This is a genomic window from Aquabacterium sp. G14, assembly GCF_037482285.1.
In the GTDB taxonomy this organism is placed as follows: domain Bacteria; phylum Pseudomonadota; class Gammaproteobacteria; order Burkholderiales; family Burkholderiaceae_C; genus Aquabacterium.
In genome coordinates, this window is the sequence record NZ_JBBEYB010000005.1 from 122557 (window position 1) to 143079 (window position 20523).

Consider the following 20523-nt stretch of genomic DNA (forward strand, 5'->3'; position numbering starts at 1 on the left):
CGGGCCGGGCAATCCTGCCCCCTCGCCCTGGGGTGGCAGCCTGTCGGTTCAGCGACGTATAGCCTTGCGCAGGTTCAAACCAGACAGCGCCAGCGCACCAAAGTACACCACCGCGGCGCCCACCAGACAGGCGGCCAGCGCGCCGATGCGCACCATGGGCTGCGCGCGCAAGCCCACCCAATCAATGTGCTGCACGCCCAGCCACAGCCCCACGCCCAAAATGGCCGAGGCCACGCCCACCCGCAGCGCAAACAGCCACCAGCCCGGCGAGGGCTGGTAGCGCCCCGAACGACGCAGCCCGATCAGCAACCACGTGGCGTTGACCAGCGAACCCAGGCCGATCGACAAGGCCAGCCCGGCATGACTCAGGAAAGGCACGAACACCGCGTTGAAACACTGCGTGATCACCAGCACGATGATGCCGATGCGCACCGGTGTCTTGATGTCTTGCGTGGCGTAGAAACCGGGCGCCAGCACCTTCACACCGATCAGGCCCAGCAGACCCACGCCGTAGCAAGACAGCGCCAGCACGGTCTGCTGCACGTCATGCGGGGTGAATCGTCCATAGTGGTAGAGCACCGCCACCAGCGGCTCGGCAAACAGCAGCAAGCCCACGGCCGCCGGCAGGGCCAGCAAAACCACCAGACGCAGCCCCCAGTCCAACATGTCCGAGAAACGAGCGGCGTCGCCCGCCGCCTGTGCGCGCGACAGCTGGGGCAGCAGCACCACACCCAGGGCTACCCCCAGCATGGCCGTGGGGAACTCCATCAAGCGGTCAGCATAGGTGAGCCAGGACACCGAGCCCGCCCCCAAATGCGAGGCGATCTGGGTGTTGATCAGCAACGAGATCTGTGCCACCGACACACCCAGGATGGCCGGCGCCATCTGGCGCAGCACGCGCTTGACGCCCGGATGCGACCAGGCGCGTCGCCACGCCCCCGGGGTCAGGCCGATCCGGGGCACCATGCCAATCTTCAACAAGGCGGGCACCTGCACCCCCAGTTGCAGCAGGCCACCCAGCATCACCCCCACCGCCAGCGCGTACACCGGCTCGATGCCGTGGCGCTCGAACAGCGGCGCAACGAAGACGGCAGCCCCGATGGTGGACAGGTTGAGCAGCACCGGCGTGGCCGCCGGCACCGCAAAGCGGCTCCAGGTGTTGAGGATGCCGGCGCTCAAGGCCACCAGCGACATGAAGCCGATGTAGGGAAACATCCAGCGCGTCATGACCACAGCGGCATCGAAGCCGCCGCTTTCCTGCAGACCCGAAGCCATGACCCAGACCAGCACCGGCGCGCCCACCACACCCAGCACACAGGTGATCAACAAGGCGCCGAACAGCACCGTGCCCACGGCATTGACCAAGTCATGCGTGGCCTCGTCACCCTTCTGAGTCCGCGTTTCGGCCAGGATGGGCACGAAGGCCTGCGAAAACGCGCCTTCGGCAAACAGGCGGCGCAGCAGATTGGGGATGCGGAACGCCACGTTGAAGGCGTCGGTGGTGGCGCTGGCTCCGAAGGCCGCCGCGATGAGCAACTCCCGAACCAGACCTGTGATGCGTGACGCCAGGGTCAGCAGGGAAACGATGGATGCGGATTTGAGCAGACTCATCGCCGCATTATAGAAAGGTGCCTGCCTTGCCCGCCCCCGAGATTGGACGGATCACACGGACTCTGTTATGATGTTTGGCTTTCCAACCAACTTTGCCCTCGTGGGGTGCGAATTGGCGTGAAGCGGGCTTGCAAACTTGACGGTTTGTGCGCAGCGCAACGGCCAGGCATCTACAGGGCCTGCATATCATGGCATCTGCATCCAAAGCCAAGAAGACCGTTCGCATCGCCTCGGGCCGCAAGCGCGCTCGCCAAGACGTCAAGCTGAACGCCGCCAACACCTCGCTGCGTTCCAAGTTCCGCACCGCCGTCAAGAGCGTGCTGAAGGCTGTGGCCACCGGCGACAAGGCCAAGGCTTCCGAAGCCTTCAAGAACGCCCAAAGCGTGATCGACTCGATCGCCGACAAGCGCATCTTCCACAAGAACAAGGCCGCTCGTTACAAGAGCCGTCTGTCTGCCAAGGTCAAGGCCATGGCCGCCTGATTCGGTGAGCACAACGTCAGCCTCTCGGCTGGCGTACACCACTGAACTTGCTGACTCACGTCAGCACGCAACGCCCGATGCATGCATCGGGCGTTTTGCTTTGTGCCGAATAGTTGCCGCTTGCCGGGCAAATTGCACATGACGGATTGACGCCTCGATTCAGGATCACGGAAACTGATGCGTCCTGTGGATCTGTCACCGTCATCGCTACGCAGTTGTTCGCTCTACCGATGCTGTCGATCAGCCCCTTACGTTGTTCGCATCAACCTGCTCGGATCTCCATGAACCAACTCAAAATCTCCACCCGCATCCTGCTGATGCTGAGTGTGCTGGCCACCTTGCTCGTCTTCGTCGGCCTGTTGGGGCTGTACGGCATGAGCCAGACGAACGATCGGATGCGCTCGATCTACGAAGACCGTGCCGTCCCCCTCAAGCAGTTGGGTGACATCAACTACCTGGCCAACCGTAACCGCATCCTGGTGATGGACATGATGCTCACCCTCGGCCGGGAGGGCGATCAAGCGCACCTGGACAAGCGTCAAAACGAGATCCAGGCCAACCAGGAGCAGATCATGTCAATCTGGAAGGCCTACAAGGCCACCAAGATGACACCCGAGGAAGCCAAGTTGGCGGCCGAGATGGAAAAGCTGGGGCTCGCCTACACCGCAGAGGCCATTTTGCCCACGGCCAAGATCCTGGCCGCGCGCGACCTGTCCACCGGCAGCGGCATGTACGAAGGACGCATCAGCCCTCAAGCCCCAGCCTTTCAGAAGGCCATCAATGCTCTGATGGAACTGCAGAATCGGATTGCCAACGAAGAGTATCAAGCCGCCACGGCCTTCTACGCACTGCAACGTGCGCTGTCCATTGGCTCGATCGTGCTGGGCCTGTCTGCCGCAGCCTTGCTCGGGTGGCTGTTGCAGCAAGGCATCCGCAACTCCCTCAAGGAGGCGAAGGCGGCGGCCCACGCCGTGGCCACGGGTGACCTGACCCACCGCATTCAGGTGCTCGGGAAGGACGAGATTGCCGAACTGCTGCAAGAGTTGATTGCCATGCAGGCATCCCTCAGCGATGTGGTGATGCGTGTGCGCCAGGGCGCCGAGTCCGTGTCCACCGCCTCGTCCGAGATCGCACAGGGCAACCAGGACCTGAGCTCCCGCACCGAAAGTCAGGCCAGCGCCCTGGAGGAAACAGCCGCCTCAATGGAGCAACTGAGCTCCACCGTGCAACAAAATGCCGACAACGCCCGCCAGGCCAACCAGTTGGCCAACAATGCGTCCAGCGTGGCCATCCAGGGCGGGGAGGTGGTGGGGCAGGTCGTCGAGACCATGAAGGGCATCAGCGAAAGCTCCCGTCAGATCGCCGAGATCATCAACGTGATCGACGGTATTGCCTTCCAGACCAACATCCTGGCCTTGAACGCAGCCGTCGAAGCCGCTCGCGCTGGCGAGCAAGGACGTGGTTTTGCCGTGGTCGCGGGTGAAGTGCGCAACCTGGCACAACGCAGCTCCGAGGCTGCCAAGGAAATCAAGACCCTGATCACGGACAGTGTTTCCCGGGTGGAACAAGGGACCGGACAGGTCGACCGCGCCGGCGCCACCATGAACGAGATCGTCACCAGCATCCGCCGCGTCTCCGACATCGTGGCCGAGATCAGTGCGGCATCGAGCGAACAAAGTGCCGGCGTGTCTCAGGTGGGCGAAGCGGTCATGCAACTGGATCAGACCACGCAACAGAATGCGGCGATGGTGGAGCAGATGGCAGCCGCTGCGAGCAGTCTGCGCAGCCAGGCGCAAGACCTTGTGCAAACGGTTGCATCGTTCAAGGTGGCCGGAGGACAACCGTCGGTTTCATCTTCGGTCGCCCCGGTGCGCGCCGTGACGCCCCCCAAGCCAGCGGCTGCTCCCGCGATCAAACCGCCGGTCAAGGCTGCCGCGCGCTCCACGCCGCCCACCGCCGCCAAGTCCCCTGCGACGCCTGCTCCCAACCGAGCCAACCCGACCCACACCCAGGCGGCATCGGACGACGACTGGACCTCATTCTGAGCATCCCCAAACCCTGAGCCGCCTGGTGCGGCCGTCAAAAAAGCCCGCACTAGGCGGGCTTTTTGTCAGGTGGCTGTCTGGCGCCGGTTTCGGGGTTGAGCAGGCAACCCTCGACCACTTGCAGGCCGTTGTCCTTGGCAAAGTTCATCACGAAGTCCCAGGCCATGGGCTCCAGTGAACGCAAAGCCTCGTTGACAACGACGCACTTGATGTTGCCCAAGCTGGTGGGCACGCAGTACGGGGAGTAGCCAATGTGTGCGCCGGGGCCTTGCGCGGCACCGCCGGGGCGAAAGCCTGACATCACACCGGCCAGACGCTCGGCCCAGTCGCTGGGACGGAATGGGCGGCCGTTCTGGGTGATGCCCTGAATGAAGAATTCACGCGGTTTCTTGGGGGGGGAGGAAGGGGGGTACGTCGACACGGTGGCGCTTCCGACGGCTGCTCAATGGGTGAATTGACAGAAAAAAGCGACCCCCAGATTGTGTCTGGCAGTCACGACCTACAAGGTGAGCCCCCTGGCGGGTAACCCGGCGCAGCACCTTGTCACAGGACACGTCCGAAACCAGTGTTTCCGTCCATGACAGGACGTGATTGTCGTGGAGCCGAGCCCCCACCGCAAGCCCACTGCGCAGAATCCGCACCCGGCGAGTGGGGCTCACGCGCTGGCGCGCGCGCGCAAACGGTCGCCTTTTACATAGAATGTCCCTTGGCGCAGTGCCTGCTGCGCCATTTTTCTTTCCTGATGTGAGACCTGAGCCATGAACGCCCCCGTGTCGATGCCCCATGTGATGCCCACTTACGGCCGCCTGCCCATTGCCTTGTCGCATGGCGAAGGCGCCTACGTCTGGGACACCGAGGGCCGACGCTATCTGGATGGCCTGTCGGGCATCGCCGTCAACACCTTGGGTCACAAGCACCCGAAGCTGGTCGCGGCCTTGCAGGATCAGGTCACCAAGATGATCCACAGCTGCAACTACTATCAGGTGCCGCTGCAGGAAGAGCTGGCGCGCCTGCTGGTGGAGCGCTCGGGGCTGACCAATGCCTTCTTCTGCAACTCGGGCCTGGAGGCCAACGAGGCCGCGCTGAAGATCGCGCGCAAGTTCGGCCATGACAAGGGCATTCACCGTGCCGAAGTGATCGTGTGCGAACGCGCCTTCCATGGCCGCTCGATTGCCACGCTGTCGGCCACCGGCAACACCAAAATCCACGCCGGCTTCGAGCCGCTGGTGGAAGGTTTTGTGCGCGTGCCCTTCAACGACATTGCGGCGCTGGAAGCTGCCGTGGCCAGCCACCCCAACGTGACCGCCATCTTCATGGAAACCATCCAGGGTGAAGGTGGCATCACCCCGGCGCGTGTGGACTACCTGCAAGCTGCTCGCCGCATCTGTGACGACAAGGGCATCTTGCTGATGCTCGACGAGGTGCAGTGCGGCATGGGGCGCACCGGCAAGTGGTTCGCCCACCAGTGGGCGGGCATCCAGCCGGACGTGATGCCTTTGGCCAAGGGCCTGGGTTCGGGCGTGCCGATTGGCGCGGTGGTGTGCGGCCCCAAGGCGGCCAATGTGCTGCAAGCGGGCAACCACGGCACCACCTTCGGTGGCAACCCGCTGGCGATGCGGGCGGGCGTCACCACCATCGAGGCGATGGAAGAGGAGCAGTTGCTGGCGCAGGCCGACCATGTGGGCAAGCACCTGATGGCGGCGCTGCGACGCGACCTGGGCAGCGAGAAGGGTCTGAAGGAGATCCGTGGCCAAGGCCTGATGATCGGCATCGAGCTGGACCGCCCCTGCGGTGTGATCCTGACGCGCGCGATGGAGGCTGGCCTGCTGCTGAGTGTGACCGCCGACACCGTGGTGCGACTGCTGCCGCCCCTGATCTTCACGACCGAACAAGCCGACGACCTGGTCGCCATCCTGGCTCCCATCGTGCATCAATTCCTGTCTGAAAGCGTGGCCTGACCATGAAGCCCGGATTGAGTCTGATCAAGCATTACCTGCAGTTCAAGGACCTGCGTGCGCAGGAGTACGCCTACCTGTTTGACCGCGCCGCGATCATCAAGAAGCGGTTCAAGAACTACGAGAAGTACAACCCGCTGGCCGACCGCACGCTGGCGATGATCTTCGAAAAAGCGTCCACTCGCACGCGCGTGAGTTTCGAGGCGGGCATGTACCAGATGGGCGGCTCGGTGGTGCACCTGACCACCGATGGCAGCCAGCTGGGCCGCAGCGAGCCCATCGAGGACAGCGCCAAGGTGATTTCGCGCATGGTGGACCTGGTGATGATCCGCACCTACGAGCAGGCCAAGCTGGTGAAGTTTGCCGCCAACTCGCGCGTGCCGGTCATCAACGGCCTGACCAACGAGTACCACCCCTGCCAGATCCTGGCTGACATCTTCACCTACATCGAGCACCGTGGCTCGATCGAAGGCAAGGTGGTGGCGTGGGTGGGTGATGGCAACAACATGGCCAACACCTGGCTGCAGGCCGCAGAAATTCTGGGCTTCACGGTGCACGTGAGCACGCCCAGCGGCTACGAGATCGACCCGGCCGTGGCCGGCATCCAGTCCACCGACTGCTACAAGGTGTTCAAGGACCCGATGGACGCCTGCCGTGGCGCCGATCTGGTGACCACCGATGTGTGGACATCCATGGGCTACGAGGCCGAGAACGAGGCGCGCATGAAGGCTTTTGCCGACTGGTGCGTGGACCGCGAGATGATGGCCGTGGCCAAACCCAATGCCCTGTTCATGCACTGTCTGCCCGCCCACCGTGGCGAGGAAGTCGAAGCCGAGGTGATCGATGGCCCGCAGTCGGTGGTGTGGGATGAGGCCGAAAACCGCATGCACGTGCAGAAGGCGCTCATGGAGTACCTGCTGCTGGGACGCATCGGCTGATGCCCCTCCCCATGGGGCAGCGCTTCATGGGGACAGGCTCAGCGCCAGCGCACAAACCAAAGGGACTCCGAGGAGTCCCTTTGTCATGGGCGCGCAGAATGTCGCGCCTGGATCATGGCGATGTCAGCGATGCGCACTCTGGGCAGACACCCGGAACACCGCCATGGCGGCAACGAGCTCATCGGATTGCTGGCGCAGTCGCTCTGCCGCAGCAGCCGTCTGCTCCACCATGGAGGCATTTTGCTGTGTGGTCTGATCCAGCCGGGTGATGGCCAGGTTGATCTGGCCAACCCCATCGTTCTGCTCGGAACTGGAGACGGTGATTTCGCTGACCAGGGCACTGACGCGACGCACCTGTTCGACGACCTCACCGATGATTTCACCGGTGCTGCCAACCAGACTGCTACCGCTGTCCACCTGCTCGACACTGCGGGTGATGAGTTGCTTGATTTCCTTGGCCGCTTCGGCACTGCGCTGAGCCAGGTTACGCACTTCGCTGGCCACCACGGCAAAACCACGGCCCTGTTCGCCGGCCCGTGCGGCCTCGACCGCGGCATTGAGCGCCAGGATGTTGGTCTGGAAGGCGATGCCGTCGATGACGCCGATGATGTCGGTGATCTTGCGGCTGGACTGCTGGATGCCGGCCATGGTGTCCACCACGCGGTGCACAGCGTCACCACCGCGTGACGCCACATCGGAGGCCTGCCCTGCCAGGCGGTTGGCCTGGTGTGCGTTGTCCACGCTGGCGCGGATGGTGGAGGCAATTTCCTCGACCGACGCGGCGGTTTGCGCGATGCTGGCAGCCGCATCTTCGGTACGGCTGCTCAGAGACTGGTTGCCGTGCGCGATGTCGGCACTGGCCTGTCGGATGGCGTCGGCCGAGCGGTTCACCTGCTGGATCGCTGTTTCAATGTGCTGAAGGGCATCGAGCAGCTTGCGGCTCACGCGCCCCCGCGCTGACAGGTGAGACACCTGCAAATTGACCGTGCCATCGTCGCCTTGGATCTGTTCGACGATGCGCATCAATTCTTCGGCCGTGGCAAAGTCCGACCGGGCACGCAGGGCCAGCAAGACCAGCACGATCGACTCCACGACCACGTAGAGCGCATGCTCGATGACCCGCATGAAACTGGGTTCGGTGAAGCACATCGGGCCCCAACCCCAGGTCTGAAACTGGTTGAACGTGATGTGGTGAACGGCGATGGCAACCGCCCCGGCGATGATGGCCGCGCTGCTGCGATAAACCACCAAGCAAGCCAGGAAAGCAAACACGGCAAAGTGCGCCTCACTGTGTCCGCGCGCGACGTGGATCATCAGGCCGACCATGGTCATGCCCAGGACAGGCAGCCCCACGCGGCTGAGCAAGCCGCCTTTGGACATGGCCGCAACCCCCAGGGACAGGCCCATGAACAGCAAGCCCAACAACAATCCGAGGGTCAGGTTGTTGTAGATCCAGCCGTAAGCCAGGGTGCCCAGAAAAACAGCGGCGATGCCCCACAGCACCACAATGTCATGACGGTGGAACAGGTAACCGGGAGAGGAGTCAGCGCGCATGAAGATGTCCTTTTTCGTGGGCGCATCTTATCGGGACAACCCCGGAAAGGGTGCGCAAAAAAGCACGCTGCCACGGAAAATCAGGGGAGCGAACGCGATGCCCTTGATTTGAATCATTTCAAAGCCAACACATCACCAGACCACGCGCAGCGCTCCGGGCCCCCTCACCACTCTCGCAACTTGACACGCAGACGGGCGATGGATTGACTGTGCAGTTGGCAGACGCGGGATTCGGTCACCCCCAGCACAGCCGCGATTTCCTTGAGGTTCATGTCCTCTTCGTAATAGAGGCTCATGACAAGTTGCTCACGTTCGGGCAACTTCTTGATCGCTTCCACCAGGGCATGCCGCATGCGATCGTCCTGCAGGAGGCTGAGCGGGTCGCTGCCACTGTCGGCGACATGGCGATCCAGGTAATCCTGATCACCCTCGTCGCCACTCATGTCTTCCAGATAGATGAGTTGGGTGCCACGCACCTTGCCGAGCATGTCCTGGTAATCGGGCAGGCTCAAACCCATCTCGGCAGCGATCTCGCTTTCGTGCGGCGCACGCCCCAGGCGCTGCTCCAGACGATGAACGGCGCCTTCGATGTCGCGCTGCTGCTTGCGGGAGCCTCGGCTGAGCCAGTCCGCCCCTCGCAACTCATCGAGCATGGCGCCCCGGATGCGCTGGGTGGCAAAGGTTTCGATCTGCACCCCTTGCGCAGGATCGAAGCGGCTGAGCGCGTCGGCCAGACCGATCATGCCCACCTGGATCAGGTCGTCGACCTCGACGTTGGCAGGCAATTTGGCCATCATCTGATGCGCCAAGCGGCGCACCAGCGGACTGTACTGGCGCAACATGCCATTGACGTCGAGACGCCCTTTGGCGGTGTACGTGCTGGGTTCCATGTACATCAATTATGGGCCGAGGCAACGCGAGCCGGCAAGGCCGACCCTGGTGAGGTGAGGTGTTCGAAGGCGCTATCGCCCAAGCTCAAGGGCAAGGCACCGTGGAGCAACGCGGCAGCCATTTCCATGAAGTGGGGATCGGGATCGGCGGTGGCCGCTTGCTGGGGGTCGAGCTGATGTGCGCTGCGCTGGGCCACCCCCAGAAAGTCATCGGCGCAACGGGCCAGGCGCTGAGCGACAGGCTCGGCCTGGGCACTCTCGACGGGGGCGCACAGCAACAGGTCGTAGCTCATCCAGCCGCCGCGCTGGCTGAGGATCTTGACGGCCGCATAGGCATCCGTGAGGCCCTCGGCCATGTCATTGGTGAAAATCAGGGGGCGCAATGCCATGCCGCGAGCGGGTTGGCCGAACAGGCGCACGATCTCGCTGGCCGAGGCGTGTACCAAGACCACATCGCTGCGGGGCGAGGCATCGGCCAGGGCCGGCAGCAGGCTGGCGCAGGAGCCACGGGCATCCACATGGCGCAGAGGCAAGCCCCTGGCGGCCATGTAGCTGATCTGGTCGGACAGGGGCTCGATGCCCTCGGCCAGATCAAAGGCCACCAGCTCGCTGGGCGCGCGTGCCTGTTCGCTGGCATCGACCACGAGGGTGTGAAGGCCAAAGCCGGCGTAGGCGGCACACAGGCGCTCCAGCACCAGCCCGCCACAGCCGGATCGGCCATTGGCCACCACCGGAATGAAGCGCAGTACGCGTGAGACGAACATTTGCCGCAAGCCCTGGGCCTGGTCAACAGGATGGTGGGCGCGGGTGCCGGCAGAGCCGGCCTGGGAACGGGCGTGGCGTGTCATCGGCGCTGTCTGAGAACGTTGGCTTGCGTTCAGGGAGCCACGAGGCTTCACATGGCGCGGGCGGCGGCCTGGGTTTCCGTGTGGCTGGGGGCAGAGAACACGAGGCTGACCTCGGTGGGGTCGAGGCGGTAGGCCGGGTTCAGGCTGGCGCGCAGGGCGCGGTGCACCAGGGCCTGCGAGGACAGGCGGTGCCAGTCTTCGGGCACGCGCTGGCCGTTGGCCACGCCGACCACCTTGAGCTTGTGACGAATCAGGGCGTCCAGGGCCGGGCCGAGCTTGACGGCCTCGTCGAGCTTGGAGAGGATGACGCCGGCACAGGCATCGGCCTGGTAGGCGTGCATCACGTCTTCGATGGCGTCGCCCTGGGCCGCGGTGTTGATGACCAGCAGCTTCTTGATGCTGGGGTGGGCCAGCAGGTCGAGCAGTTCCTTGGTGCGGCCATCGCGCTGGGCCATGCCGGCGGTGTCGATGAGGATCATCTTCTTGCCGGACAGCAGCTCCAGCAGGTCTTCCAGCGCGGCGCGGTCGTGGGCCATGTGCACGGGCACGCCCAGGATGCGGCCGTAGGCACGCAGCTGTTCATGGGCGCCGACGCGGTAGGCATCCAGGGTGATCAGACCCAGGTTGGAAGCACCGTGCTTGGCCGCGAAGGTGGCGGCCAGCTTGGCAGTTGTCGTGGTTTTGCCCACACCGGTGGAGCCGATCAGGGCGAACACACCGCCTTGGTCTTCGATGGCGCGTTCACGGTCGGCCGTGTTGAGGTTGCGTTGCAGCACCTGGGTGGCCCACTGCACTTCGTCGTGGGTGCCGTCGATGACTTCGGCGGGCATGGCGTCGAGCATCTTGCGGATCAGCACGGCCGAGAAACCGCCATCGAGCAGCTTTTGCGCCAGGGCGGCCTGGGCCGGCGTACGGCCGAGCTTTTCGACGAAGGCCATGGTGTCGAAGCGCTCTTTCATCATGGCGCGCATGGCACGCAGCTCGCTCATCATGAAGGCGTTGGCGTCCTGCGCTGCCTTGAGGGCTTCGGCGGTGGCCACTTCGACGGCACTGGGTCGCGCAGCTTCGGCACGGACGGCTGAAGCAGGCACCATCTGAGCCATCGTCAGGTCGGCGTGCGCGGCAGGCGTTGCGGTGGCGCGGGCGGCGCGAACGGGTGCGGCCGCGCGCGGGGCGCTGGCCACGGCCGCGGCTTCGGCCTGGTAGGCCGCCCAGTCTTCGGCCAGGTGTTCGTCATGGGCCTGAGCGGCCACGGGGCGGTGAACCAGATCGGCGCCCAGGTCGATGGCTGCGGCCGCTTCGGGAATCGGGGCAGCTTTGGGGGCGGCAAAGCGCTGGCTGAGTTGTTCTTCGGCGTTGGCTGCTGCCACGGGCTCGGCGCGCGACTGCAGGGCAGCCTGGCGACGCTTGAGCATGCGCTCGCGCACGTAGTCCTGGAAGGACAAGGTGCTCATGGCCAGTTGCTTGACGTCGTCCTGCACGGAGCTGGCCAGGTTGGCCATGGCCGAGCGGGCGGGTGCGGCGGCAGGGGCATCGGCCGCCTTGCGAGCACCGACCGGCGCCGTGCTGGCGGGCGCACGGGGGGCGGGGGTGTCCTTGACGTAGCTGTCGATCGCAGGGATGCTCTCGCCGGCCATCGCCAGGATCTCGATGCCGCCTTCGGCCGCGGGCTTGGTGGAGAGGACCACGGCGTCGTCGCCGAATGCCGCCTTGACCTTTTGCATGGCCTCGCGGCTGTTGCGTCCAATGAAGCGCTTGACGTTCATGCGTGGCCTCCGATCAGGGTACCGATGCGAATCGAATGGGTCTCAGGGATCTCGCTGTGGCCCAGCACCTTCAGACGCGGGGCCGCACGCTTGAGCAGACGGGCCACCGAGGGGCGGATGGCGTCTGGCACGAGCAGGCAGGCCGGTTGACCCATGTTTTCCTGGCGCTGGGTGGCATCGGCCGCCTGGCGCGTGAGGTGGTCGGCCACGCCCGGATCCAGCATGGGACCGTTGGGCGAGGTCAGGGCCTGGGTCAGCAGGCGTTCGAGGTCGGGCTCGATGGCGATGACGTCCAGCTCCTTCACCGGGCCATAGATCTGCTGCACGATGGCAGGAGCCAGGCCAATGCGAATGCGGCGGGCCAACTCGGCCGGATCCTGCGCCACCTGACCACCGGCCGAGGCGCTTTCGGCCAGGGTTTCGATGATGGAGCGCATGTCGCGGATGTGCACACCCTCTTCCAGCAGGAGCTGGAGGACCTTTTGCAGGATGGGGATGCCGACCATTTTGGGAACCACGTCTTCGATGAGTTTGGGAGCCAGTTTTGTCACATGCTCCACCAGCTGTTGGGTCTCAACCCGGCCCAGCAGCTTGGCGGCGTGCAGTTGCATCAAGTGTGAGAGATGTGTGGCCACGACGGTCGATGGATCAACGACCGTGTAACCCGCCATTTGTGCGGCATCCCTTTGCCGCTCCTCCACCCACACCGCCGGCAACCCGAAGGCCGGATCGGTGGCCGCCGCCCCCTGAATGGGGTTCGTCACATGCCCCGGATTGATCGCCATCAGCATGTTGGGGAAGACCTCGCCCTCGCCCACGACAGCCCCGCGCAGGGTGATGCGGTAGAAGCTGGGGCGCAGTTCCAGGTTGTCCTTGATGTGGACGGACGGTGGCAAAAATCCGACTTCCTGCGCGAACTTGCGGCGAACGCCCTTGATCCGGTTGAGCAGGTCGCCGCCACGGTCCTTGTCAACCAGCTGGATCAGGCGATAGCCGACTTCCAGGCCCAGGGTGTCGACGGGCTGCAGGTCTTCCCAGGTGGCCTCGCCACCGGGGGCGACCGCGGCCGCGGGCTTTTCGACCGGCTTGGGCGCCAGGCGCTCTGCCTCCTGCTTCTGGTGGTTGCGCCAGGCGCCGTAACCCAACAGGCTGGCCACCGGCAAAAAGACGATGGATGGCATGCCCGGGATCACGCCCAGCAGGAAGATGATGCCGGCGGCCACACCCAGCACCTTGGGATTGGCCAGCATCTGACCCATGATCTGGGTGCCAACGTCCTGCTCCTTGCCCACGCGGGACACCACCATGGCGGCGGCCACCGAGATCAGCAGGGCCGGGATCTGTGCGACCAGGGCATCACCCACGGCCAGCAGGATGTAGGAGCTGGCGGCCTCAGAAGCCGACAGACCGTGCTGCACGACGCCGATGATGAAGCCACCAATGATGTTGATGAACAGGATCAGGATGCCGGCGATGGCGTCGCCACGCACGAACTTGGAGGCACCGTCCATGGAGCCATGGAACTCGGCCTCTTCCTGCACTTCACGGCGACGGCGCTTGGCCTCGGGCTCGTCGATGAGGCCGGCATTCATGTCGGCGTCAATGGCCATTTGCTTGCCGGGCATCGCGTCCAGGGCAAACCGTGCGCCGACTTCGGCGATCCGCTCGGCACCCTTGGTGATCACGACGAAGTTGATCACGACGAGGATGGCGAACACGATCAGGCCGACCGCAAAGTTGCCACCGATCAGGAAGTGACCGAAGGACTCGATCACTGCGCCCGCAGCGCCGGTGCCGGTGTGGCCTTCCATCAGCACGACCCGGGTCGAGGCCACGTTCAGTGCCAGGCGCAGCAAGGTGGTCAGCAGCAGCACGGCCGGGAAGGCCGCAAAGTCCAGCGGCCGCAGCATGGTGGCAGCCACCATCATCACCATCAGGGCGGTGGCGATGTTGAAGGTGAAGAACAAATCCAGCAGGAAGGGCGGCAGCGGCAGCACCATCAGCGCCAGCACGGCCACCACCACGATGGGGGCGGCCATGGCCTGGAAGCGCTTGGGATCACCGCCCGTCAGGGCCTGGAGTTTGAGCAACATCGGGTTCATGCTTCAGCCTCTGCTTGCATGGCGGCGGCGCGGGCCTTCGCCTTGTCGGACTGCTGGGGATCGAGCTCGCGCGGCACCTCCAGATCGGGCAGGTTGCCCGGCATCGGGGCCTGGCCGGTCAGGGCCTGACGCAGCTGGAACACATAGGCCATCACCTGGGCGACGGCGGTGTACAGGGCCACCGGCACTTCCTGCTCCAGCTCGGTGTTGGCATACAGCGCACGGGCCAGTGGCGGCGCTTCGAGCACAGGGACACGGTGCTCGGTGGCGATGTCACGGATCTTGAGCGCGACCAGGTCCAGGCCCTTGGCCACCACACGCGGCGCGCCCATGCTGGCCTCGTCGTACTTTAGCGCCACAGCGTAGTGGGTCGGGTTCATCACGACCAGATCGGCCGTGGGCACAGCGGCCAGCATGCGCTTGCGAGCCTGCTCGCGCATCAGCTGCTTGATGCGGCCCTTGACCTCCTGGTTGCCTTCCTGCTGCTTGAATTCTTCCTTGACGTCCTGATGGCTCATGCGCATGCGCTGGGCAAACAAGAACTTCTGCAACGGCCAGTCCAGCAAGGCGAAAGCCGCGATCACCAGCAACATCGAACCCATCACCTCGGCCAGAGTGGACCCCAAGGTCGCGATGGCCGCCGGCAGCGGCATCGCCAGCAGGTCGACCATGCGGGGCCAAGCTTTGTACAGGAACATGACTCCCGCCACACCGAGGATCAGCCCCAGCAAGCTGGCCTTGAGAGCGTCGATGAGCTGCTGCTTGGAGAACACCCGGCCAATGCCGCTGATGGGATTGAGTGTGCTGAACTTGGGTTGCAGCACCTTGAAGGACATCACCCAGCCACCCGCCAAGACGCTGGCCGCCACCGAAGCGAACGCGATGCCGATCGCAAAGGGAATCACCACGATCAACCCCTCCAAGGCCCACGCACTCAGGCGCTGAACCATCATCTCGGGTGCGGCCACGGTGCGCGCGTCAAAGCGCAGGCCGGCATTCAAGAGCTTCTGCATGTGGTTCATCCACACCGGCGTGAGCCCCATCAGCACGCCGGTGGCGACGAGCACGACCAGAAAGTGGCCCAGGTCCTTCGAGCGGACCACCTGGCCTTCTTCCTTGGCTTTCTGCAGCTTCCGCGCGGTGGCGGGTAACTGCTTGTCTTGTGCGCTGTCGTCGGACATGGTGAGAAAACACTCCTGCTGGGACAGGATTGTTGGTCAGCCCCGCCCAAACTTGAGCGAGATAAGCAGGGCCGCCCACCCCCTTTTCCCCGCACCCGACACCCGTTGGGTGACCACGTGCCCACCCGGACACATCACAAATGTGACAATTGCCTGCAAAATGAGGCTTCATTGGCAGTTGACGGCGCCCCCAATCCGTCACACTGCCCCAACCGTCCGAATCAGGCTCAGGCCCGCCAACCCCATCCTGCCGCGTCGATGACCTCCGAGACCCCCCAGTTCCAAGCCCATTGCGAGCGCCTGATCGGGCTGCTGCCCGAACTGGCCAACAGCGTGATCCGCCGCACACTCGAAGCCTTGCGTGCGCCCAAGGGAGACTTGGCCGTGGCGCAGGATCGGCAGTTGATCTTCGGGCTTGCCAGCCTCCTGCAGCAGCACCAGTTGCGCTTCCATGAGGCCCTGACGCACCGTTTTCAATCCGAGATCGCCATGGCGCGGCAGTCCCGGCAGACTCACTCGGAAGCGCGCAAGTCACCCGGACTCAAACTCGACGAACTCAGTCTTGTGGACGAGTCCGCCGCAGAGACCACGATCGAGGTGGCACGCACGGTCCAGCTCATTGACTTGGTCACCGAGTGGTCGCTGCGCGAGTTTCAGTCCTACACGGCCGCCTTGCGTGGCGATCCCGACATCCACGCCGAGGCCAACCCATTCAGTCCGGCCGCTTTCGCCCGTGCCTTGAGTGACGCGGTGTCCGTGCTGCAGCTGCCTGGCGCCGAGCGACAGCTGCTGCTGCGCGTGGCCGGCAAGGAGCTGGCCCGCCTGCTGCATCGCTTTTATGGCGATGCCAACCTGCAACTGCATCAGGAAGGTGTGATCCCGGTTGAGTACAAGGCCGTGATCAACCCGCACGCACCGGCGGCCGCGGCACTGGACGTGAACCGCCCTGGGGCACTGGATGCCCTGCTGCAACGGCTGCCCGCGGCCCTGCAGATGAGTCCGTCTGTGGTGACGGCCGCACTCGACCGCGCACTGCAACAACTGCCGCTCAACCAACTCGGCGCCCAGGTTGACGACCCGCACGCCATCCAGAGTCTGAGTCAGTTGCTGGAACGCATGGTCAAGGAAAGCGGCTCCGTCCCCGCCGTGCAGCCGGTGGTGCAGGACCTGCAGACCAGCATGATCCGTCTGGCCCTGCAAGAGCCACAGCTGGTGGAAAACCTGCAGCACCCGAGTTGGCAGCTCATCAACGATCTGGTGTCCTATGTGGGTGGGTTCCGACATGATGAGGCGGCTGAGCAGCACGCCTTCATCGAACGGATCCGCCCCATCATTGACCAGTTGGTGAGCAACACCAGCCCCCAGGCTGACGACTTCGTGCAGGCACGTCAGGCCATCCAGGAAGCGATCGACGCGCAGAGCGCGGAGTTGCTGGCCAGCCGCGAAGCCACGCTCAAAGCCCTGGAAGAGGCCGACCATCTGGAAACCCTCAAAGGCCTGCTCCACCAGCAAGTGGAGCAGCATCTGGAAGGGCACACGGTCCCGATCGTCGTCAGTGACTTCCTGCGGGGGCCCTGGGTCGACGTCATGGTCCACGTGATGACCCAGGGAGACATGGACGAGCAAGAAAGCCATGGCCTGATCAACGTCGTGGAAGAGTTGGTGACCAGCTTGCAGCGTCCGACGACACTGGACGAGCGCGACCGCCTGCGTGCGATGCTGCCCTCGCTCACCGAGCGGCTGCGCAAGGGCATGGCCCTCATCAACTGGCCCCCCAAGCTGCGTGGCGACCTGATGGAACAGCTGATGGTTGTTCACGCACGTTACCTACGCAGCCCGCCAGCGCCCGCCACGCCGAGCGAGCCCCCGCGCGAACTGACACCGCACGAAATCGTCTCGCAGATGCGCTCGGAGCACATTGACTCGGTGTGGGAGCAGCTCAACCCCGACCCCGAGCCCAAAGTGCATGTCGGTGCCTTGCCCACGGTGCCCATGGGCCTGTCGGCGGCCGAGGACACCCCATCCGGGCCTGAGGCCGCTGAGGCCTGGGTGGAAGGCCTGCATCCGGGCACCTGGTTCAAACTGTCGATCCAGGGAGAGTGGGTCAACTCGCGTCTGATCTGGGTGAGTCGCAACCAGCGCTTTTTCATGTTCACCGGTCGTCAGACCGACGACATACACACCCTGCCTCGCCAGGTGCTGTGCAACCTGCGCGAGCAGGGCTTGGTGACCGAGGTGCAGCAGCGCAGCCTGGTGCAGCGCGCCGCCGACAGCCTGATGGGCGATCTCGGCGACTGAGTCAGGCTGCGTCGGCCGGCGCCACGGTCCACTGCTGACGCACATCGCCTGCCGGGTTGAGGCTGTGCAGGTGCACCGGAAAGCCCCACAGGCGGGCCACATGCTTGAGCACCTCACGAGTGCCCTCACCCAAGGGCCGGTCATTGTGCCGGGCATGCCGCAGGGTGAGCGCACGATCGCCGCGCAGGTTCACGCTCCAGACCTGGATGTTGGGCTCGCGCGAACCGAGGTCATACTGACGTGACAACGCCTCTCGCAAGGCACGATAACCACTGTCATCGTGGATGGCACTGACCTCGTATTCACTCGCAGCCTCCTCATCACGGATGGCAAACAAGCGAAAATCGCGCATCACCTTCGGACTCAGGAACTGGCCGATGAAGCTCTCGTCCTTGAAGTTGCGCATGGCGTAGTCCAGGGTCTTGAGCCAGGCGTGGACCTCTTTCGGCTGCCCCTCGGCCGATCCCGCAAAGTCCGGAAACCAGGCACGGTCCTCCGGCGTCGGCTGCTCGCAGATGCGCTTCAAATCCGTGTACATCGCAAAGCCCAGCGCATAGGGATTGAGTCCGCTGTACGCCCGGTGTCCCACCGGAGGCTGGTAGACCACGTTGGTGTGCGACTGCAGCCACTCCATCATGACCCCGTCGCTGAGCCAGCCGTCGTCGTACATGGTGTTGAGCAAGGTGTAGTGCCAGAACGTGGCCCAGCCCTCGTTCATCACCTGGGTCTGGCGCTGCGGGTAAAAGTACTGCGCGACCTTGCGCACGATGCGCACGATCTCGCGCTGCCAGGGCTCCAGCAGCGGTGCGTGCTTCTCGATGAAGTACAGCAGGTTCTCCTGTGGCTCGGCCGGGAAGCGTTTGACCGCTTCCTCTTCAGCCTTGTCGGCACGACGCGGCAAGGTCCGCCACAGGTCGTTGACCTGCTGCTGCAGATAGGCCTCACGCTCTTCGCGGCGGGCCAGCTCCTTGTCCAGAGACAGCTTGCCCGGCCGCCGGTAGCGGTCCACCCCGTGGTTCATCAGGGCATGACACGAGTCCAGCAGGGCCTCGACCGCATCGACACCATGACGCTCTTCGCACTGCGCCACATAGTTCTTGGCATAGACCAGGTAGTCGATGATCGAGCCCGCATCCGTCCACATGCGGAACAGATAGTTGCCCTTGAAAAAGCTGTTGTGCCCGTAGGCCGCGTGCGCGATGACGAGCGCCTGCATCGCCATCGTGTTCTCCTCCATCAGGTAGCTGATGCAGGGATTCGAGTTGATGACGATCTCATAGGCCAGGCCCATGAAGCCACGCCGGTAGTTCTTCTCGGTGGCGATGAACTCCTTGCCGTACGACCAGTGCCGGTAGTTCACCGGCATGCCCACGCTGGCGTAGGCGTCCATCATCTGCTCAGCGGTGATGATCTCCAGCTGATTCGGGTAGGTATCGAGGTGGAAACGCTCGGCCGTGGCCCGGATGACCTCGTGGTAATCCTCGATCAGTTCGAACGACCAGTCGGCCACGCCGGGCAGGGGCTTGGACAATGTCGACAGACTCATGCGGCCACCCCTTCCTTCTTGAACAGCTCCCGGAAAACGGGATAAATCTCGGAGGCCTCGAGCACCTTGCGCATCGCAAAGTGAGGGTGCGTCTCACTGAGGGCCAGGTACTCATCCCAGAGGTTTTGTTCGGTCTGCGCCACCTGCACATAGGCGAAGTAGCGCACCTTGGGCAGGATCTTCTGGGCCAGGAGTTCACTGCAACGGCTGGAGTCGTGGTGCCAGTTGTCGCCATCGCTGGCCTGAGCCACATAGATGTTCCACTCGCTGCTGGGGTAGCGGGCCTCGATGATCTGGTCCAGCAGCACCAGCGCGCTCGACACCACAGTGCCCCCGGTCTCGGTCGCGTGGAAGAAATCCTGCTCGCTCACTTCCTGAGCCTGGGTGTGGTGGCGGATGAAGACCAGGTCGATCTTCTCGTAATGCCGCGTCAGGAAGAGGTAGAGCAGGATGAAGAAGCGCTTGGACAGCTCCTTGCGCTGCTCGTCCATCGAGCCCGACACGTCCATCACACAGAACATCACCGCCTGGGTCGTGGGCACTGGCACCTTGATGCGGCTGCGGTAGCGCAGGTCGATGGGGTCCAGATAGGGAATGGCCTGAATACGGCCTTTCAGGTGGGCGATCCGGGCTTCCAGCTGGGCGATCTCGGCCTCGTAAGCGTGCGCCAAAGTGGCATCGCGCGGCGCCGTGGCGCGCAAGGTGGCGAGTTCTGCCTCCAGGTCATGCAGCTCTCGCCGCGACGAAGCGCCCAGCGCGATCCGCCGTCCCAGCGCGCCGCGCATCGAGCGCACCACGTGCAGGTTGTTGGGCGTGCCCTCGCTCGAATAGCCGGCCCGCTGGCTCTTCCACTCCGGCACCTCGGCCAGCGCGGTCCGCACCAGGTTGGGCAGGGCCAAGTCCTCGAAGAAGACTTGCATGAACTCTTCCTTGCTCAGAGTGAAAACGAAATCGTCCTCGCCCTCCCCGCTGTCGCTCGCATCGCCTTGCCCACGGCCCTGCCCCTGTCCACCCTGCGGCTTCTCGATGCGGTCGCCGCGCACATACTCGCGGTTGCCGGGGTGCACGACCTCACGGTTGCCCCCCTCACCATGACCAAACACCGGCTCGGACAGGTCACGCTTCGGGATGCTGATGTCCTCGCTCTTTTCCATGTCGCGAATGCTGCGCCCATTGATGGCACGCCGCACCGCCTCACGCACCTGCGTCTTGTAGCGACGCAGGAAGCGCTCACGGTTGCCGACCGACTTGTTCTTGCCCGCCAGCCGCCTGTCGATGATGTGTTGACGTGTCATGTGGGCAGTCCG

General features: G+C 64.2%; 15 protein-coding genes. 5 read left to right on the top strand and 10 right to left on the bottom strand.

Going from position 1 to position 20523, the window contains the following annotated elements:
* Positions 1–48: 48 nt before the first annotated feature.
* On the bottom strand, positions 49–1611 hold the full coding sequence (gene murJ, locus WIT60_RS07730; protein ID WP_339583355.1) for a murein biosynthesis integral membrane protein MurJ: 1563 nt from the start codon (positions 1609–1611) through the stop codon (positions 49–51).
* 188 nt (positions 1612–1799) lie between these two features.
* Here murJ and rpsT point away from each other — a divergent pair, with 188 nt between their 5' ends.
* Positions 1800–2093, top strand: coding sequence for a 30S ribosomal protein S20 (rpsT, locus tag WIT60_RS07735; protein ID WP_339583356.1), 294 nt, complete (start codon positions 1800–1802; stop codon positions 2091–2093).
* 281 nt (positions 2094–2374) lie between these two features.
* The gene (locus WIT60_RS07740) at positions 2375–4138 is read left to right on the top strand and encodes a methyl-accepting chemotaxis protein (RefSeq protein ID WP_339583357.1); all 1764 of its coding nucleotides are present in this window, start codon (positions 2375–2377) and stop codon (positions 4136–4138) included.
* A 49-nt stretch (positions 4139–4187) separates the two neighbouring features.
* Here the strand turns inward: WIT60_RS07740 and WIT60_RS07745 are convergent, their stop codons facing one another.
* Positions 4188–4559 carry a DUF3579 domain-containing protein gene (locus tag WIT60_RS07745; RefSeq protein WP_339583358.1) on the bottom strand — a complete coding sequence of 124 codons (372 nt, stop codon included), beginning with the start codon at positions 4557–4559 and terminating at the stop codon, positions 4188–4190.
* Between the two features lie 337 nt (positions 4560–4896).
* Here WIT60_RS07745 and WIT60_RS07750 point away from each other — a divergent pair, with 337 nt between their 5' ends.
* Both WIT60_RS07750 and argF read left to right on the top strand, forming a co-directional pair.
* A complete protein-coding gene (locus WIT60_RS07750) occupies positions 4897–6096 on the top strand; it encodes an aspartate aminotransferase family protein (protein WP_339583359.1) in 1200 nt (399 codons plus the stop codon).
* A gap of 2 nt (positions 6097–6098) precedes the next feature.
* Positions 6099–7031 carry an ornithine carbamoyltransferase gene (gene argF, locus WIT60_RS07755; protein ID WP_339583360.1) on the top strand — a complete coding sequence of 311 codons (933 nt, stop codon included), beginning with the start codon at positions 6099–6101 and terminating at the stop codon, positions 7029–7031.
* Between the two features lie 123 nt (positions 7032–7154).
* On the opposite strand, the gene WIT60_RS07760 is transcribed toward argF, so the two are convergent.
* The 6 genes from WIT60_RS07760 to flhB all read right to left on the bottom strand — a co-directional run bounded on the left by WIT60_RS07760 (position 7155) and on the right by flhB (position 15372).
* A complete protein-coding gene (locus tag WIT60_RS07760; RefSeq protein WP_339583361.1) occupies positions 7155–8585 on the bottom strand; it encodes a methyl-accepting chemotaxis protein in 1431 nt (476 codons plus the stop codon).
* A gap of 164 nt (positions 8586–8749) precedes the next feature.
* A complete protein-coding gene (locus tag WIT60_RS07765; RefSeq protein ID WP_339583362.1) occupies positions 8750–9475 on the bottom strand; it encodes an RNA polymerase sigma factor FliA in 726 nt (241 codons plus the stop codon).
* A 5-nt stretch (positions 9476–9480) separates the two neighbouring features.
* Positions 9481–10323: a P-loop NTPase family protein gene (locus WIT60_RS07770; protein WP_339583363.1), complete on the bottom strand. Its 843-nt coding sequence runs from the start codon at positions 10321–10323 to the stop codon at positions 9481–9483.
* 47 nt (positions 10324–10370) lie between these two features.
* Complete coding sequence (gene flhF / locus WIT60_RS07775) at positions 10371–12089, bottom strand: flagellar biosynthesis GTPase FlhF (RefSeq protein WP_339583364.1); 1719 nt, start codon at positions 12087–12089, stop codon at positions 10371–10373.
* On the bottom strand, positions 12086–14182 hold the full coding sequence (gene flhA / locus WIT60_RS07780) for a flagellar biosynthesis protein FlhA (protein ID WP_339583442.1): 2097 nt from the start codon (positions 14180–14182) through the stop codon (positions 12086–12088). Before flhA ends, flhF begins: the two co-directional genes overlap by 4 nt.
* A gap of 5 nt (positions 14183–14187) precedes the next feature.
* Positions 14188–15372 (bottom strand): flagellar biosynthesis protein FlhB, encoded by a 1185-nt coding sequence (gene flhB, locus WIT60_RS07785; RefSeq protein ID WP_339583365.1) that lies wholly within the window; start codon positions 15370–15372, stop codon positions 14188–14190.
* 258 nt (positions 15373–15630) lie between these two features.
* Here flhB and WIT60_RS07790 point away from each other — a divergent pair, with 258 nt between their 5' ends.
* The gene (locus tag WIT60_RS07790; protein ID WP_339583366.1) at positions 15631–17670 is read left to right on the top strand and encodes a DUF1631 family protein; all 2040 of its coding nucleotides are present in this window, start codon (positions 15631–15633) and stop codon (positions 17668–17670) included.
* A 1-nt stretch (position 17671) separates the two neighbouring features.
* Here the strand turns inward: WIT60_RS07790 and WIT60_RS07795 are convergent, their stop codons facing one another.
* Together WIT60_RS07795 and WIT60_RS07800 are read right to left on the bottom strand one after the other, a co-directional pair.
* Entirely contained in the window at positions 17672–19216 is a 1545-nt protein-coding gene (locus WIT60_RS07795; RefSeq protein ID WP_339583367.1) for a SpoVR family protein, read from the bottom strand.
* Positions 19213–20511, bottom strand: a complete 1299-nt coding sequence (locus WIT60_RS07800) for a YeaH/YhbH family protein (RefSeq protein WP_339583368.1) — start codon at positions 20509–20511, stop codon at positions 19213–19215. The genes WIT60_RS07795 and WIT60_RS07800 overlap by 4 nt, the downstream gene beginning before the upstream one ends.
* Between the last annotated feature and the right edge of the window lie 12 nt (positions 20512–20523).

Excerpts from the sequence above, each read along its gene's own strand:
- WIT60_RS07765 (WP_339583362.1), bottom strand. The coding sequence starts at position 9,475 with ATGGAACCCAGCACGTACACCGCCAAAGGGCGTCTCGACGTCAATGGC.
- flhA (WP_339583442.1), bottom strand. The coding sequence starts at position 14,182 with ATGTTGCTCAAACTCCAGGCCCTGACGGGCGGTGATCCCAAGCGCTTC.
- WIT60_RS07790 (WP_339583366.1), top strand. The coding sequence starts at position 15,631 with ATGACCTCCGAGACCCCCCAGTTCCAAGCCCATTGCGAGCGCCTGATC.
- WIT60_RS07740 (WP_339583357.1), top strand. The coding sequence starts at position 2,375 with ATGAACCAACTCAAAATCTCCACCCGCATCCTGCTGATGCTGAGTGTG.
- rpsT (WP_339583356.1), top strand. The coding sequence starts at position 1,800 with ATGGCATCTGCATCCAAAGCCAAGAAGACCGTTCGCATCGCCTCGGGC.
- argF (WP_339583360.1), top strand. The coding sequence starts at position 6,099 with ATGAAGCCCGGATTGAGTCTGATCAAGCATTACCTGCAGTTCAAGGAC.
- murJ (WP_339583355.1), bottom strand. The coding sequence starts at position 1,611 with ATGAGTCTGCTCAAATCCGCATCCATCGTTTCCCTGCTGACCCTGGCG.
- WIT60_RS07800 (WP_339583368.1), bottom strand. The coding sequence starts at position 20,511 with ATGACACGTCAACACATCATCGACAGGCGGCTGGCGGGCAAGAACAAG.
- flhB (WP_339583365.1), bottom strand. The coding sequence starts at position 15,372 with ATGTCCGACGACAGCGCACAAGACAAGCAGTTACCCGCCACCGCGCGG.
- WIT60_RS07770 (WP_339583363.1), bottom strand. The coding sequence starts at position 10,323 with ATGACACGCCACGCCCGTTCCCAGGCCGGCTCTGCCGGCACCCGCGCC.
- WIT60_RS07760 (WP_339583361.1), bottom strand. The coding sequence starts at position 8,585 with ATGCGCGCTGACTCCTCTCCCGGTTACCTGTTCCACCGTCATGACATT.
- flhF (WP_339583364.1), bottom strand. The coding sequence starts at position 12,089 with ATGAACGTCAAGCGCTTCATTGGACGCAACAGCCGCGAGGCCATGCAA.
- WIT60_RS07750 (WP_339583359.1), top strand. The coding sequence starts at position 4,897 with ATGAACGCCCCCGTGTCGATGCCCCATGTGATGCCCACTTACGGCCGC.
- WIT60_RS07795 (WP_339583367.1), bottom strand. The coding sequence starts at position 19,216 with ATGAGTCTGTCGACATTGTCCAAGCCCCTGCCCGGCGTGGCCGACTGG.